The following is a 16,572-nucleotide window of genomic DNA, read 5'->3' as shown; positions in this document are numbered from 1 at the left end:
ATGGAAGCCAAAACTCTTACTCACCTCAAACAGCTTGAGGCCGAAAGTATCCACATTATTCGTGAAGTGGCGGCGGAATTCGATAATCCGGTGATGATGTACTCCATCGGAAAAGACAGTTCCGTCATGCTTCACCTGGCACGTAAGGCCTTCTACCCGGGCAAAATTCCTTTTCCGCTTCTGCACGTCGATACCGACTGGAAGTTCAGGGAAATGATCAAATTCCGTGATGAAACGGCGAAGAAATACGGCTTCGAGCTTCTGGTGCATAAAAACCCGGAAGGGCTGGCGGCTGGCATCAACCCGTTTGATCACGGCTCCTCCAAGCATACCGACATCATGAAAACCCAGGGCCTTAAGCAGGCACTGAACAAATACGGTTTTGATGCTGCCTTCGGTGGTGCACGCCGTGACGAAGAAAAAAGCCGCGCCAAAGAACGTGTTTACAGCTTCCGCGACAAAAACCATGTGTGGGATCCGAAAAACCAGCGCCCTGAGCTTTGGCACACTTACAACGGTCAGGTGAACAAGGGCGAGAGTATCCGCGTGTTCCCGCTGTCGAACTGGACTGAGCTGGATATCTGGCAATACATCTACCTTGAAGGCATCGACATTGTGCCGCTGTATCTGTCTGACGTGCGCCCGGTTGTGGAGCGCGATGGCATGCTGATCATGGTGGATGATGACCGTATGAAGCTGCAGGACGGCGAGGAAATCCAGCACAAGAGCGTCCGTTTCCGCACCCTGGGTTGCTACCCGCTCACCGGTGCCATTGAATCGGAAGCCAACACCCTGCCGGGGATCATTGAAGAAATGCTGGTGGCAACATCGAGCGAACGTCAGGGACGGGCCATCGACCATGATCAGTCTGGCTCTATGGAATTGAAAAAACGTCAGGGATATTTCTAAGGGATTAAGTATGAACAGTGTGATTGAACAACAAGTGGCCGAGCTGGGTATTGAAGCCTATCTGGACCAACACCAGAACAAATCCCTGCTGCGTTTTCTGACCTGTGGCTCGGTCGATGACGGCAAAAGCACCTTGATAGGCCGTTTGCTGCATGACTCCCAGCAAATTTATGAAGACCAGCTTGCTGCTATTCATGCCGACAGCCAGAAAGTGGGCACCACAGGTGAAAAACCGGATCTGGCGCTGTTGGTTGATGGCTTGGCCGCGGAGCGCGAGCAGGGCATCACCATCGACGTGGCCTACCGCTATTTCTCGACCAAAAAACGTAAGTTCATCATCGCGGATACCCCGGGACATGAGCAGTACACCCGTAATATGGCGACCGGTGCGTCGACCTGTGATCTGGCGGTGATCCTGATTGATGCCCGTAAAGGCGTATTGGATCAAACCCGCCGTCACTCGTTTATCGCAAGCTCACTCGGCATCCGCCACTTTATCGTTGCCGTGAACAAGATGGATCTGGTGGACTTTGACCAGTCACGCTTTGAAAGCATCCGTGATGATTACCTGGCGTTTGCAGAAAAACTGAATGCCGACATCGACATCAAACTGATACCGCTGTCAGCGCTGGAAGGCGACAACGTGGTTGACCGCAGTGAAAGCACGCCATGGTATGACGGTGAAACCCTGTTAACCCTGCTGGAAGATGTCAACGTTACCGCAGAAAAAGATATCCGCACTTTCCGTTTCCCTGTGCAATATGTGAACCGTCCGAACCTCGATTTCCGTGGCTTTTCCGGCACTATTGCTGGCGGTGAAGTCCGCCCGGGAGATGACATTAAAGTGCTGCCGTCGGGGAAAACCTCGAAAGTCGCACGGATTGTCACTTTTGACGGTGATTTGGACTATGCCCATGCTGGGCAGGCTGTGACACTGACTCTGGCCGATGAAATCGACATCAGCCGTGGCGACCTTATCGTACCGGCCGGTGACTCACAGCAGGCGACCAACAAACTGGTGGCACGTATCGTATGGATGGCAGAAGCGCCGCTGGAAGTGGGCCGTCAGTACGACATCAAAGTCGCGGGCAAGAAAACCATCGGTGCAGTGAGCAAAATCCGCTATCAGGTGGACATTAATTCGCTCGAGTCGTTTGAAACGGAGAGCTTGCCGCTGAACGGTATTGCGGAGTGTGAAGTGGAACTGACCGAATCTGTGCCGTTGGATCTGTATAGTGATTGCCCGGACACCGGTGGCTTTATCCTGATTGATCGCCTGACCAACGTGACCGTGGGTGCTGGCATGATCAGCGAGCTGCTTGAAGACAGTGCTGTCCAAACACCCGGGACTGATATCTCTGCGTTTGAAGTTGAACTTAACGCCCTGATCCGCAAGCACTTCCCACACTGGAATGCCCGCGACATCAGTAAGTTGCTTGGGTAACGCCAATGAGCTGGGATCAGTCTCTGGTCTTGGGATTGTTGCTGGCGATTGTGGCAGGTCTGGTGTTTACCAAAATCAAACCTGCCTTTCTTTTCGCCGGCGCTGCCTTTATTGCCTTTCAATCAGGGCTGGTATCGGTCGAGGCGATGGCAGGGAATTTTACCAACAGCTCCCTGCTGACGCTGGTACTGCTTATTCTGGCCTCTACCGCACTGGAAAAAACACGGCTGGTGGGTTGGGTCAGTGGTCAGCTTGCCAGCGGCAGGCTGGGGACCGTGGTTGCAAAACTGGGTCTCTCTACTGCGTTTCTCAGCTCGTTTACCAATAACACTGCCGTGGTCGTTTCGCTGATCGGGGCGGTGAAACGTAACCGTCGCCATGCTCCCTCGCGCCTGCTTATCCCGCTTTCCTACGCCGCTATTCTCGGTGGCACCCTGACCCTGATTGGCACCTCCACCAACCTTATTATCAACAGCTTTGTCGAAAGCGCAGGATTGCCAGCGCTGGGCTTTTTTGCGCCATCGACGATTGGCCTTGCGGTGTTAGCAGGTGGTCTTCTGGTGCTGATCCCGTTTTGCTACCTGTTGCCAAACTATGACGATGACAGTGATGACGATCTGCCGTATGTGCTGGAGGCGGAAGTCAAAAGCGGTTCACCGCTGGCAGGAAAGAGCGTGTCCGAAAATGGGCTGCGTGCACTGCGTCGTCTGTACCTTGCGGAAATTGTCCGTGACGGTGAACTCATTGCGCCTGTGTGCCCGGATACCGTGCTGCGCGAAGGGGATAAACTGCAGTTTTGTGGCGATGTGGAAAGCGTCGCGACCTTGCAGGAAATGGAAGGGCTGGTACTCTTTGGCCAGCACCATATCAATGGCCAGAATCTGTTGGAAGTGGTGGTGAGTCACAGTGCTTCTATTCTGGGTAAGACGCTGAAAGAAGCCAAATTCCGTGAAAACTTTGATGCGGTAGTGGTAGCGATTCGTCGTGGCCATGAAAAGCTTGAAGGCGGCCTTGGCAATATTACCCTGCTTGCCGGTGACACCTTGGTAATTGTCCCCGGTAAAGGGTTTGCGAAAGCGCAGCAGCGCATGCAACGCGAATTTGTGTTGGTAAACGGTCTGGATTCCAGTGCGCGTCTTGACAGCAAAATGAGTACCTGGGTACTGGCAGGCTTTGCCGCCGTGATTGGCGCTGCCTTGATGTCGTGGATGCCACTGCTCAATGGCCTGGCGGCTTACCTTACTGTGCTGCTGCTGACCGGTGTGATCAATCTGGTGGAACTGAAACGCCGTTTTCCGGCAGAGATTGTGGTGATTGTGGGCAGTGCATTAAGCCTTGCACAGCTGATGATCGAATCTGGCCTTTCCGGGCAGTTAGGTGAGCTGTTTATCCATTGGTTTAATGGATGGGGTGTGTATGGCGCGTTGATTGCGACCTACTTGCTGACACTGGTGTTGACAGAACTTGTCACCAATAATGCAGCCGCAGCGTTGTCATTTCCTATTGGATATAGCCTTGCTCTCGGATATGGCGTCGATCCCATGCCGTTTATTATGGCGGTCTTATTTGGCGCCAGTGCGAGTTTTATTTCGCCTTATGGTTACCAGACCAACCTTTTGGTCTACAGTGTGGGAAATTATCAATTAACGGACTACCTGCGGGTTGGATTACCGTTATCATTGGTATACTCGACCCTGGTGTTGAGTCTTATCCCCTTGTTTTTCCCATTTTAATTTCCCTGTGTTAAAGGGCACTTGCCTGACGACGGGGCAACAAAGGATTGAATTATGAGTGCAGCGGATACGCCGCATCCTGATGAAAATGTGGTTTGGCACAAACACGTCATTGATAAACAATACCGCGCAGGACAGAAGCAACAACGCCCGGCGTTGCTGTGGTTTACCGGTCTTTCCGGCTCCGGTAAATCGACGGTTGCCGATGCGCTGGAAAGCAAACTGGCACAGATGGGTTATCACACCTATTTGCTTGATGGTGACAATGTGCGCCATGGCCTGTGTCGCGATCTTGGCTTTTCTGATCACGACCGCCGTGAGAATATCCGCCGTGTAGGTGAAGTCGCAAAACTGATGACAGATGCAGGCCTGATTGTGTTGTCTGCCTTTATCTCACCGTTCCGTGAAGAGCGCCAGTTGGTGCGTGAACTTTTGCCGGAAGGGGAATTTTTCGAGGTGTTTGTCGATACGCCACTGGCGGTGTGTGAATCGCGCGATCCGAAAGGGCTGTACAAAAAAGCGCGTGCCGGTGAAATCAAAGCGTTTACCGGTATCAGTTCGGCCTATGAGGCGCCGGCGTCGCCGGAAGTGCACCTGCACACTGATGAGCATTCGGTAGAAGCTCTGGTGGATCAATGCATTGCGTCATTGCGCGAGGCGGGAATCATCGGTTAAGCACCACCGTTGTCTGAAACGAAAAACGGCTGGGATTTCCCGGCCATTTTCATCTCTCTCTGTCCATATCCAATATCACTACGCTTTCTCATTGACCGTAGAGCCCACATCACTCTCGACATGAAAAACCTTGGAAAGCAATAACATCAAGGCATCGAGGTATGCCGGATGGGCTTTTTGTCCCACCAGTTTTGCCAGTTCATTGCCGGTCGGGCTGAAGCGGTAGTAGTAAATCCGGATGCCTTTTTGAAGCGGTGTCAGCATAAAGGTTTTACCTTGTCCGGTCAGTGGTAATGATGCCGGCGGTTCGATCAAGCCGGATTCCAGCTCTGTTCTCAATATGAGCCCCAAATCCATCAACACCATCAGATCCGTGAAGGGGAGTTTGAAGTTCCCGAGCGCCAGGCGTTCGGCAATATCCGGTTTGAAGTAACGTTTCACCCCCTCTTCCGGCTTACGGAATCCGGTGATCAGCTTTTTGCTGTTGTCACTGCCAAATGTGCAGGCGAGGGCACAGGCACGTTGCAGGGCCTGCGCTTCACGCTGGGTCATGGTTTCCAGTAGCGACAGGGCTTTGAGGGACGTGCTGCCCGGCTTGATGATCTCCTGTTTTAAGATCCTCGCCCACAGGTTTTGCATGCCGTCACCGTAGATGGTTTTCGCCATCTCAAAGAAGCGGTACAGCCAGTCAGGATCCGGCGTACTGGCGGTTTCATCTCGGCAAAGATCGTGGGCGATCTTGATGATGTGTTCGAGGTTCGCCTGTTGCTGTTGTTTGATGTTCAGTTGGCGGTAAGCCGCGCGCGATGTCAGGCTATCGCGCTCAATATCGTGCAACTTTGCATCAATGTGGTGAGCGGCAGCAATTGCTGCCAGCCGATGCTGGCTGGATTTGAGATGACTTTCCTGCTGTGTTTGTGATTTTTCGCTCTTGTGGGCGTTTTCTGGTTCGACATTTTCTACGTCGATCACGACAGGTTTATTTTGATTGGTCATGCTGTTCCCGCTTTATACACCTTAAGATAATGTTTTCACGATGGTTTAGTTAACAGGGGATGTAATTAACCATGTTAAATTTAAATTAAATTTGTTAATATTTGGCGCATGTGATGAATACGCAAGGAGGAGGTGTCGCAGTGAAAAAGTTCAAGATGAATTCTGTGAATGTCCTGCTTGTCGTTTTTTATATCGCCACGCTGTTATATCTTTCCCAGTTTATCGGCTAATGTTGTCTAAACATTAAAAAAACCCGCTGCCTGCGGGTTCAGACTGCTGACAAAGCCCTGGCCATTTGGCTGGGGCTTTGATCTAATAAGGGATAAGCAAATCAATCATGGATGTGGTGACATGCTTAAAGACCCTGGCCCTCAGCAATATGAATTCGAGATGGTGACACTCGAACAGTTGGTTCCCAAAAACCATCTTGTTCGCAAAATCGATGCTGCCGTCGACTTTGAGTTTATCCGCGACGAAGTCGCCCATCTCTACTGCCACAACAATGGCCGTCCTGCGATAGACCCCGTTCGCCTGTTCAAAATCCTGCTCCTAGGCTTCCTCTTCGGTGTTAAAAGTGAACGCCAGCTCGTCAAAGACATCGAGGTCAATGTCGCTTACCGCTGGTTCCTTCGCATGTCACTCACTGAAAAGGTGATTGATGCGTCCACCTTGAGCCAGAATCGCCGCCGTCGCTTCAATGATACCGACGTGTTCGAACGCATCTTCATCCGTATCGTCGAACAGGCGATGAGCAAAGGTATGGTCGAGGGACGCGTCTTGTTTACCGACAGCACTCACCTGAAAGCCAATGCCAACAAGCGTAAATACCGTAACGAACTGGTGAAACAAAACGTCAGTGCTTATGCCGAGCTGTTAGATGAAGCGGTTGACGCTGACCGTGCAGCAGAAGGAAAACGCCCACTCAAACCGAAAGATGGTCACATTGAGAAAAACACCAAAGTCAGCACCACCGACCCAGACAGCGGGTTCATGACACGGGACCAAAAACCACAGGGCTTCTTCTACCTTGACCATCGCACCGTCGACGGCAAACACGGCATCATCCTCGACACCCATGTCACGCCAGGCAATGTGAATGACGCCCAACCGTATATCGCCCGTCTGGATACCACGTTAGCGCGCTTTACGCTCTCGCCTGTTGCCGCCGGGCTTGATGCCGGTTACTTCACCGCGACTATCTGCCATGAACTGGAGCAGCGCCAAATCCTGCCGGTGATGGGATACCGCCGGCCGCACCGTACGAAGAATCCTATCAAGAAAAAGCACTTTCATTACGACAAAGAGACGGACCGCTATCTCTGTCCTCAGGGACAGGAGCTGGTTTACAAGACCACCAACCGTCAGGCATACCGCGAGTATCACTCTGACCCACAGATATGCAAAACCTGTCCGCTGCGCGATGATTGCACCAAGAGCAAGAATCACAAACGGGTGATAACCCGGCACCTGTTCGAGAAATCGGTAGAGAATGCCAATGCCTTGAGGCTGACAGCCTGGGGAAAGAAAGTGTACCGACGACGGGCAGAGACGGTGGAGCGAAGCTTCGCAGATGCCAAACAACATCATGGCCATCGCTATGCGAGGTTCCGTGGTCTGTTGAAAGTACAAATCCAATGCTGGTTGGCGGCAGCAGCGCAAAACATCAAGAAGATAGCCTTACTGGAGGCTTATCTTCGAAAAATCGGGCTCAATACACGGCAAATAGTCCAGATAGTGACGCAATTTAGCGTCTATGGGCTAAAAGCAGCCTGAACATAACAATATGGAAAAATAGCGCGATCGCGGCCTTCGGCCGCTAACAAAAGAAAACCCCGCTTGAAAAAGCGGGGTTAGTCAGCAATCTGAACCCGCTGCCTGCGGGTTTTTTCATTTCAGGTGGTGAGCAAGATCACTTCATCAGCGTATTGACCAAATCAATCACTTGGGTGATCTCTGCCTCGTTAAGTGCCCCTTCTTTGACAAAGTGCACCGTGCCTTCGGCATCCAGGACCACAATGGCCGAGCTCTTGTCCTGCAATTGCCAGGCCTTAGCAACGGCGCCGTTTTCATCCAGTACAATAGAGGACCAGCTGAAGGCTTTCTTGCTGTCTTCCGCTGATGACTTGACGAAGCCGCCAGTTCCCCAAATGGCATCGTCTTGATTTATAATGGTGGTGGTTTGGTATTTGTCTTTTGAAAAACCTGCGGCTTTTACGGCTTCAATCAAGGGGGCGTTCATTTCTTTTGCGTGGCTACGACCGGCAATCGCTTGGATGATGCGCACTTTCCCAGGCAAGTCCTCACTGCTCCAGCTTTGGTAAGTGATGTTGTCCCCCTCCAGCGTGAGCTCTCCGTGTGTAGCGACAGACACTGGCGGCAGTGTCTGACCGTTTGAGAGGTTGTGCGCTGAGGCAAACGTAGAGATGAGAGCCGTCGCTAAGGCAAAGGTTTTCATACGACTCATAAGTGATGCTTCCTGTTTTTTTGTCGAGATTTTATACGTCACCCCGCTGAATTTGTTTAATTTTGGGGATGCGTTACTGACTATAGCTGATACGGGAAGCAAGCTTGTATCAATAACTGGCCCAACCACTCAGATTTCGGCATTCGCCCGGACATTTTCTTTGAATCTTTTTTAAGACAATGCGTCGTAATTATGTCATATGCAATTTTTTGTCTACGCTTAGTTCGGTAGAGGAAATGTGAGTCCATTGTGTTGTCAATGCCGTTATGGCGATAGCCCGAACACTTGGCATTTAGATTGCATCGTACATATGTCAGCCAATCCTGAGAGGAGAGGTGTGCGATGCAGGTTTTTTCTCATTGGCATGGAAGGAGTTCATCAATGTTGCGTATATTTCACCAATACCGTCCCCGTCAGGTCGCCCGTTACGTTAAAGGGTTTTTCCGTGGTCGTGTCTATATCGACGGCATTGGCGCGTTTGAGTTTGATGGTGGCAGGTTGCTACCTCCCCATAAAAAAGACAAGCGTGCACTGGCCGTCATGGCCGAAGTGAACAATGAAATCAAGGCCATGGCTGCTGTTGCCTGAACCACCATCAAACTCCATAAAAACGCCCGTCATTGTTTGCGGGCGTTTTGCTTTCTGAAAACGGCTTTTCTTCAGGCTATCTTTCCCAGGGAGGCAGGCACACGCCAGTACCACCAATGCCACAGTAACCGTTTGGATTCTTCTTCAGATACTGCTGGTGATAGGTTTCAGCAAAATAGTACGGCCCTGCCGGCGCAATTTCTGTGGTGATCCCGGCAGGATTTCCGGCTTCTTTCAATGCTACCTGATAGGCATCACGGCTGGCGAGAGCTGCCTGTTTCTGGGTCTCATCAAAGAAATAGATCGCCGAGCGGTATTGGGTGCCTACATCATTTCCCTGACGCATCCCTTGTGTGGGATCGTGACTCTGCCAAAAATGTGTCAAAATCGTTTCCAGGGAAATACGTGCTGGGTCGTAAACTACCTGAACCACTTCAGTGTGACCGGTTTGTGCTGTGCAGACGTCTTTGTATGTGGGATTAACGGTAAAACCACCGCTGTAGCCAACGGACGTGGATATGACGCCGTCAAGCGCCCAAAACAGGCGTTCAGCTCCCCAAAAACAGCCCATACCCAACAGGATTTGTGCCTGATTGGGCGGAGTGGTTTTGCTCAGAAGAGATCCATTGACGGCATGAGGTTCTGCCGGAATAATTTCCTCGAGCCGATCCGGCAGGGCTTGTTCCGGGGTGATGGCGAGTTGCTTTTTGTTGCTCAGCATAAATCGACTCCTTGTCGTTCTGGGTGATGCCTGACGTTATTGAGATGTCCATCATGGCACCTCACAGGCAGGAAAACTATAGAATGCTGCATGCAGTGAATTCTTTCACCATGACATGAACCTGCCCAAGGCGCTGGCATAAAATGATGTTTGCCGGCCTTTACCTTTAGATGATCCGCTGGGGCAATTTTTCCTTGGTTTGATGCAAATTTGCAACACAACAACTGAATACACGGACGGTCATACTGTCACTAAACTCTACAAACAGGCTCTCAGGGTGAGAGAAAAGCTTACGGTCGATGATTAAAAAACGATTAATACCTTGGGTTGTCGTTGCGACAACATGGGTGCCCGGGGTGGCAATCGCTGATGTGGATTTTGAAATCAACGGGCTGGATGACACGCTCGAAGAGAATGTCTCGGTGTACCTTGACGCCATTCCCGCCAGTGAACGGCGACTGACGTTTCGTTTCCATTCGCGTGTTCAGGAAGAAATCGAAAAAGCGCTCCAGGCGCTGGGGTATTTTGACCCTGAGTTCACTTATGACATCGAAGACCGGGAGTCTATCGATGATGCGACGGTGGTTCTGAACATCAATGCCGGTGAACCTGTCCGTATTGCGGAAGTTGATGTCCAATTGACCGGTGATGCGCTACACGACGAAGCATTCAGAGAACTTCTCAATACCGCTCCCAAAGTAGGGGATGTGCTTAACCAAGGTCAGTATGATGCCCTGAAAGCGGCAATCCAGAGCTTGGCGGTACGCCGGGGTTACTTTGATGCAGAATATACCCTGTCCCGGTTAGAGGTGGCGCCTGGCCTTCACCAGGCCTTTATCCGCCTGCATTTCAACAGTGGCACCCGCTATCACTTTGGGCCTGTAATTTATCATAACAGCCAAATCGATGAAGAGCGGCTTAACAGCATGCTGACCTTCCAGGAAGGTGATCCGTATCAGGTGTCCGAACTGGGGGCGTTTAACCAGTCGCTGTCCAATACGGGGTGGTATTCGTCAGTATTGGTCGAAGCGGGGCTGGGTGATCTTCGTGACGATCGTGTGCCCATTACCGTCAATCTTGAGCCTGCACCACGTAACCGGTTTGAAACCGGTGTGGGGTATTCCACGGATGTTGGGCCACGGGTAAAAGTTGGCTGGAGGAAACCCTGGTTTAACAGCCGCGGTCACAGCCTGAATACTGATTTGTATGTGTCCAGCCCCAAACAAACCCTGGAATCAACCTATAAAATCCCGCTGGAAGATGCTCAACGTGAGTTCTATCAGGTACAAGTCGGTCTGGAGAATATTGACAACAATGACACGGAGAGCCTTGAACTCATCTCGTCGATTTCCCGCCACTGGCAGTACGACACCGGGTGGCAGCGGTCGCTTTTCCTGCGCTGGCTTTATTCTGACTATACGCAGGCAAATATCTCGAACATTTCCAACCTGATATTGCCCGGTGTGAATTTTTCCCGGGTTCGCAGCCGTGGGGGGGCCATGCCTCACTGGGGGGACAAGCAGTCTATCACCTTTGAAGCGGGCGATCCGGCGTTGCTGTCAGACATCAGCCTGTTCCGTGTGGTTGGCCAAACCGCCTGGATTAGAAGCCTGAATGACGACAATCGTTTCCTTGCCCGTATTAATGGCGGTGGGATTTTTACCAGCGAGTTTGAACGTGTGCCGCCATCACTGCGCTTTTTTGCCGGTGGTGACAACAGTATTCGCGGTTACAACTATGAATCTGTCTCTCCCCGCGACAGTGACGGGCAACTGGAAGGCGGCGCTTACATGGCGACAGGCTCGCTGGAATATAACTATCGGGTTAGCGGGAACTGGTGGGCTGCGCTGTTTGTCGATGGCGGTGACGCGTGGAGCAGCAGTGATCCACATTGGAAAACCTCTGCCGGGGTCGGTGTGCGTTGGGAATCGCCCGTTGGGCCGGTTCGTCTGGACATTGCTCACGGCTTTGAAAATAAAGACGATGATTTCATGATCCATTTTAGTCTTGGACCAGAACTATGATGCGTTGGATTAAGCGGATTGTTATCGCCAAAGTATTGTTGTTGGTTCTGATAGTCGCAGGCGTATTTACCCTTCTTCTGACCCCCGCAGGTGTCAAATTTGCTGTGTGGGGGGCACAGAAAGCCCTGCCGGAACTGACCATTGAAAAAAGCCGTGGTGCCTTGCTGAACGGTTTTGCGTTGGAAGGTGTGACGTTCACGATGGACGGTTTTTCATTTTCAGGTCGGTCTCTTTCCCTTGATATCAACAGCAAATGCCTCAGTGGGCCCGCGCTTTGTGTTGAATCACTCACCGGTGACGGGATTGAAGTGGTGATTGGCGAAACGGAACCGTCGCCGGAATCGCCACCCTCAGAACCTTTGACCGAGATCAAAACGCCCATCCCGCTGTTTTTGAATGGCGTGGCACTGTCTGATATCTCGCTTGATATCTTTGGCACCAAGGTACACTGGAACAGCCTGGTGACAGCCGCGCAAATGCAAGGTGATACTGTCACCTTAAAACCCACAGAGTGGAAAGGCATCAAGGTGGCGCTGGCACCCAGTGAAGACGCGCCAGCGGAGCCTGAAGCCCAGTCATCCAGTGATGCCCCTATCGAACTGCCAGCGGTGACAATTCCGCTCAATGTGGTGGTTGAAGGCTTTGCGCTGAAAGAGGCTGAGCTGTTGTTGCCGCAAAAACAGGTGATCCATGAGTTTTACGTTAAAGGTCGTGCTGGCGGCCATGACATCACACTCGATGCGTTTCGCCTTGATGCAGAGCAGGGCAAGGTGTCACTCAATGGCAGAATTGCCCTTAAAGACAACTACCCCCTGAATCTTGACGCCTTGGCAAATATACGTATGGCACCGCTTCAGGGCCACTCGCTGGCGCTGGATGCAAACGGCGACCTCCGTGCGCTGGCACTGAAGGCAAATCTCAAGGGGGGCTTGCAGGCAGCGCTTTCCGGCAAGCTGGATGTGCTTGATCCTTCTCTGCCGTTTAACCTGTTGCTGACCAGTAAAAAACTGCAATGGCCGATTGACAGTGAGGCTGAGTATACCCTCACATCGACGGCCATTAACGCCAGTGGCAGCTTGAAAAAATACCGTGCGTCGCTAAAAACAAAAGCGTCTGGTGCTGCGATACCGGACATGGCGCTTGCCACAAAGCTGACCGGCGATCTCGGTAAGGTGATGCTGGGTGACTTCGTGCTGAACACCCTTGGCGGGCGCATTGAGGGCTGGGCGAGTGTCGACTGGTCAAAGCAGGTGAAATGGCAAACCGGGCTCCAGTTTAACGATATCCAGCCTGGGCTGAAGTGGCCGGAAGCAGAAGGTAACCTCTCGGGTGCGCTGAAAAACAGTGGTGAGCTGACAGCCGGGGGCGGCTGGCTGGTGAGGTTGCCGCAGCTTGATATCAAGGGCGTTATCCGCGATCAGGCGCTGGATCTGAGCGGCCAGCTTGATGCGTCCGATGTCAAAGGTAAAGGCGATTTGTTGCTGGAAACCAAGGGGTTGTCCCTGCGCCACGGGCCTAATGCCGTCAAGGTATCCGGTCGGGTAGACAACACATTGGCGCTCACGCTCGACCTGAACTTACCCAAGCTTTCGGCCTCTGTGCCGCAGGCGGGGGGCAGCGTTCAGGGACAGGTCAATCTCTCCGGCACCCTCGATAAACCCAGTGCGACTCTGAAACTGACCGCCAATACCTTGCGTTGGGAAGAGTTGATTAGCATCAGGGATGTCAGTATCCGAGGTTCGGTGATGCCGCTGCCGACCATCAGCGGAGGACTGATCATTGATGTGAATGGCGTAAAGGCTGACGGGGTGGACATCAGCAACCTGGCTATCCATGCCTCTGGCGATGAAGCCGACCAGACCATTTCCCTGAAACTGGATGGTAAACCTGTTGGGACCGCACTCTTTGTTCGTGGGCGGCTGGAGCGTGAAAAAGGTTGGACGGGAACGCTGTACAATTCATCGCTCAAAACGCCGGTCGGGCCCTGGAAACTGGCCAATGACATTCCTGTTAAGGTGGACTTTAACACCGGCGTTGTTGATATCGGCGCTTTCTGCTGGACACAAAACCAAAGTCGGATCTGTCTGGATAACCCGGTGACAGTCGCAGACAGTGGCGAGGCCCAGTTATCCGTCAACCATTTCAGTCTGGATCTGCTGCAAGCGTTCCTGCCGGTGACCACTTCCGTGTCCGGTGCGCTTGATGCCAGTGCCAAGGTAGCGTGGACACCGAATGCACTGCCAGAGGTGAAAGCGTCAGTGTCTTTGGGTAAAGGTCAGGTGGCAGAGCAACTGGATGAGCTGTTTGTCATTGGTTGGGACGGGCTCAATTTGGATGCCACCCTTGGCAACAATGCCTTAAATGCTGAGCTCAAACTGGCACTGACTGACAATGGCACGGTGTCACTGAACACGGTGATGGGAAACCTCTCCAGTAAAAAGCGTACGCTTAAGAGCACCGTTGGCATCGACAGGGTCGATCTGGGTCTTCTCGCCCCGTTATTTGGTGAAGGCTCCCTGCTGGCAGGTGTACTCGATGGCAAGGTGATGCTGGATGGTGATCTGGATAAACCCACGGCCAATGGCACCATTTCGTTGAGTGGCTTGAGATTGCAAAGCCTGTCTGCGCCGATAGAGGTACAGACAGGCAACGTGACGGCGAGGCTCAACGGCACTCATGGGCATATTGATGGCGACATTAAAACGCCGGATGGTGATCTGGTGCTGACCGGCGAAGCAGATTGGCAGGATCTGAATGCCTGGTTGGCATCACTGAATGTAAAAGGCCAGCGCTTGAAAGTGGTGGTGCCGCCGATGGTGGCACTGGTAGTCAGCCCGGATATGACCCTCAATGCCTCTCCTGACTCAGTGAATGTAAAAGGGCATGTGGATGTGCCCTGGGGGCGTATTGTGGTAGAAAAACTGCCCCCTTCGGCAGTGCAGGTATCCAGCGATGTGGTGCTCCTCAATGACGAGTTGCAGCCGCTCTCTGAATACGAAGCCAATCCCATTACGGTGAATGCCAATATTGCGGTTAACATTGGTGACGATGTCCGTCTGGAAGCTTTCGGCCTGAAAACCCATTTGACAGGCAAGCTGGATGTGGCCAGTAACCGCAAAGGTCCCACGGTGAACGGTGAAATCAAACTGGAAAAAGGAACCTATCGATCCTTTGGTCAGGATTTGTCGATCAAAAAAGGCCAGATCCTGTTTAATGGCCCGCCTGAGCAGCCCTATTTGCAGGTGGAGGCAATCCGCAACCCGGATGCCATTGAAGATGGTGTTGAAGCCGGCATCCGTGTCACAGGACCGGCAGATACGCCGGAAGTGCAGATGTTTTCCGACCCTGCCATGCCTCAGGCGAATGCCTTGTCGTACCTGACCCGTGGCCGGAATCTCGACAGTGAGTCTGACGGCAATGCCATGACCTCCATGCTGATTGGCCTTGGCCTGTCACAGAGCGGTAAGTTGGTGGGAGAGATTGGTGAAGCGTTTGGTGTGCAGGACCTGAGCCTTGATACATCCGGTGCCGGTAATAATGAGAAAGTGGAAGTGTCTGGCTATATCCTGCCTGGACTTCAGGTGAAATACGGTGTGGGGATCTTTACCAGCTTGCCGGAGTTTACCGTCCGTTATCGCCTGCTTTCTGATCTCTACGTTGAAGCTGTTTCTGGTGCAGACAATGCAGTAGACTTGCTGTACCAGTTCAGCATTAAGTAGTCTTGCCTGAAAGTAAACAGCCCGGTTTTGATACCGGGCTGTCTTTTTATGCGTGGGGGTTATTCCTGATCTGGGAAGTTTTTGAGGAACTCTTCCACTTTATTCACCATCTGGGTCGAGCCGACGAAAAATGGCACGCGTTGGTGAAGCTCAGTCGGTTTGATGTCCATGATGCGCCGCACGCCATCCGATGCTTTGCCACCGGCCTGCTCAATGATAAAGGCCATCGGGTTGCACTCGTACAGCAAGCGAAGCTTACCGCTGGGGTAAGCGGCAGTGCTCGGGTAGAGGTATAACCCGCCTTTGAGCATGTTGCGGTGAAAATCAGAAACCAGTGATCCGATATAACGCGATGTATAAGGGCGGCCCTCTTCCGGTGCGTTTTCCTGGCAGTATTTGATGTATTTCTTCACGCCTAGCGGGAAGCGGATATAGTTTCCTTCGTTGATGGAGTAAATCTTGCCGTCATCAGGGATGGTCATGTTTTCATGGGACAGGCAGAATGCGCCAATAGAAGGGTCGTAGGTAAAACCATGAACGCCGTTACCTGTGGTGTAAACCAGCATGGTGGACGAGCCATAGATGATGTAGCCCGCTGCAACCTGCTGGTTACCCGGCTGGAGAAAATCCTCCATGGTGGCGGGCTGTCCGATGGGGGAAACACGGCGGTAGATGGAGAAGATGGTGCCCACGGAGACGTTAACATCGATGTTGGACGAGCCATCGAGTGGGTCCATCAGAATAACGTATTTGGCGTTGCGGCCAAGTTCGGTGTCGAAGATAACCGCGTCATCTTCTTCCTCACTGGCGACGCCACACACCTGGTCACGAGCTGCCATTGCCGCTTTGAATTTTTCGTTGGCATAGACGTCTAACTTTTGTTGTTCTTCGCCCTGGATGTTCTCACCACCAAACGCGCCTGTGATATCAGCAAGGCCAGCTTTGTTGATTTCACGGTTGACGATTTTGGCGGCCAATCGGATAGATGAGAGCAGGGAGCTGAGCTCGCCACTGGCGTTCGGGTACTCATGTTGCTTTTCAACAATGAACTCGCCAAGTGTACGCATATCTGACATTCCAGATCCTTTTGATGTCTGTGAGTAGATTCTTGGGTAAGATGCCGGAAAGCAAAGCGCTATCAGACCTTGTTTTTTCGGGGTGATTTTAGCGTGTTCGGTGTGTCGCTTGGCAGGAAAAAGGGGTGCCAAAAGCGTGACGTCACATCCGGACTTAAAATCAACCTCAATAGCTGAACGACACACTGATGTCGCTTAGCGACAATATTTTAAGGTGTAGAAC

General features: G+C 52.1%; 12 protein-coding genes. 8 read left to right on the top strand and 4 right to left on the bottom strand.

Features of this window, described 5'->3' with window-relative positions; genetic code table 11:
• Genes cysD through cysC form a run of 4 tightly spaced genes read left to right on the top strand, consistent with a single transcriptional unit; the run spans position 1 to position 4,761 of the window.
• Positions 1 to 909, top strand: a complete 909-nt coding sequence (cysD, locus tag AC6IB1_RS15190; protein ID WP_497567341.1) for a sulfate adenylyltransferase subunit CysD — start codon at positions 1 to 3, stop codon at positions 907 to 909.
• Between the two features lie 10 nt (positions 910 to 919).
• On the top strand, positions 920 to 2,353 hold the full coding sequence (gene cysN / locus AC6IB1_RS15185; RefSeq protein WP_497567340.1) for a sulfate adenylyltransferase subunit CysN: 1,434 nt from the start codon (positions 920 to 922) through the stop codon (positions 2,351 to 2,353).
• A 5-nt stretch (positions 2,354 to 2,358) separates the two neighbouring features.
• Entirely contained in the window at positions 2,359 to 4,086 is a 1,728-nt protein-coding gene (locus AC6IB1_RS15180) for an SLC13 family permease (RefSeq protein ID WP_497567339.1), read from the top strand.
• A gap of 54 nt (positions 4,087 to 4,140) precedes the next feature.
• Positions 4,141 to 4,761 carry an adenylyl-sulfate kinase gene (gene cysC, locus AC6IB1_RS15175; protein ID WP_497567338.1) on the top strand — a complete coding sequence of 207 codons (621 nt, stop codon included), beginning with the start codon at positions 4,141 to 4,143 and terminating at the stop codon, positions 4,759 to 4,761.
• A gap of 78 nt (positions 4,762 to 4,839) precedes the next feature.
• Here cysC and AC6IB1_RS15170 read toward each other — a convergent pair whose 3' ends face one another.
• Positions 4,840 to 5,757 (bottom strand): TIGR03899 family protein, encoded by a 918-nt coding sequence (locus AC6IB1_RS15170; protein ID WP_497567337.1) that lies wholly within the window; start codon positions 5,755 to 5,757, stop codon positions 4,840 to 4,842.
• Positions 5,758 to 6,108: 351 nt separating this feature from the next.
• Between AC6IB1_RS15170 and AC6IB1_RS15165 the strand changes: the two genes are divergently transcribed.
• Positions 6,109 to 7,530: an IS1182 family transposase gene (locus tag AC6IB1_RS15165; RefSeq protein WP_497567121.1), complete on the top strand. Its 1,422-nt coding sequence runs from the start codon at positions 6,109 to 6,111 to the stop codon at positions 7,528 to 7,530.
• Between the two features lie 136 nt (positions 7,531 to 7,666).
• Here AC6IB1_RS15165 and AC6IB1_RS15160 read toward each other — a convergent pair whose 3' ends face one another.
• Complete coding sequence (locus AC6IB1_RS15160; protein WP_497567336.1) at positions 7,667 to 8,221, bottom strand: YtfJ family protein; 555 nt, start codon at positions 8,219 to 8,221, stop codon at positions 7,667 to 7,669.
• A 381-nt stretch (positions 8,222 to 8,602) separates the two neighbouring features.
• On the opposite strand from AC6IB1_RS15160, the gene AC6IB1_RS15155 reads away from it, so the two are divergent.
• Complete coding sequence (locus AC6IB1_RS15155) at positions 8,603 to 8,809, top strand: DUF1107 domain-containing protein (RefSeq protein WP_005504113.1); 207 nt, start codon at positions 8,603 to 8,605, stop codon at positions 8,807 to 8,809.
• Positions 8,810 to 8,885: 76 nt separating this feature from the next.
• Here AC6IB1_RS15155 and msrA read toward each other — a convergent pair whose 3' ends face one another.
• On the bottom strand, positions 8,886 to 9,530 hold the full coding sequence (gene msrA / locus AC6IB1_RS15150; protein ID WP_497567335.1) for a peptide-methionine (S)-S-oxide reductase MsrA: 645 nt from the start codon (positions 9,528 to 9,530) through the stop codon (positions 8,886 to 8,888).
• A 299-nt stretch (positions 9,531 to 9,829) separates the two neighbouring features.
• Here msrA and tamA point away from each other — a divergent pair, with 299 nt between their 5' ends.
• Together tamA and tamB are read left to right on the top strand one after the other, a co-directional pair.
• Positions 9,830 to 11,554, top strand: coding sequence for an autotransporter assembly complex protein TamA (tamA, locus tag AC6IB1_RS15145; RefSeq protein WP_497567334.1), 1,725 nt, complete (start codon positions 9,830 to 9,832; stop codon positions 11,552 to 11,554).
• Positions 11,551 to 15,273: an autotransporter assembly complex protein TamB gene (gene tamB, locus AC6IB1_RS15140; RefSeq protein ID WP_497567333.1), complete on the top strand. Its 3,723-nt coding sequence runs from the start codon at positions 11,551 to 11,553 to the stop codon at positions 15,271 to 15,273. Before tamA ends, tamB begins: the two co-directional genes overlap by 4 nt.
• A gap of 59 nt (positions 15,274 to 15,332) precedes the next feature.
• Here the strand turns inward: tamB and fbp are convergent, their stop codons facing one another.
• The gene (fbp, locus tag AC6IB1_RS15135) at positions 15,333 to 16,340 is read right to left on the bottom strand and encodes a class 1 fructose-bisphosphatase (RefSeq protein ID WP_497569154.1); all 1,008 of its coding nucleotides are present in this window, start codon (positions 16,338 to 16,340) and stop codon (positions 15,333 to 15,335) included.
• Positions 16,341 to 16,572 lie beyond the last annotated feature (232 nt).

The sequence above is a fragment of the Grimontia sp. THUN1695 genome (genome assembly GCF_059704325.2).
This window is presented reverse-complemented; position numbering and strand designations above follow the sequence as displayed.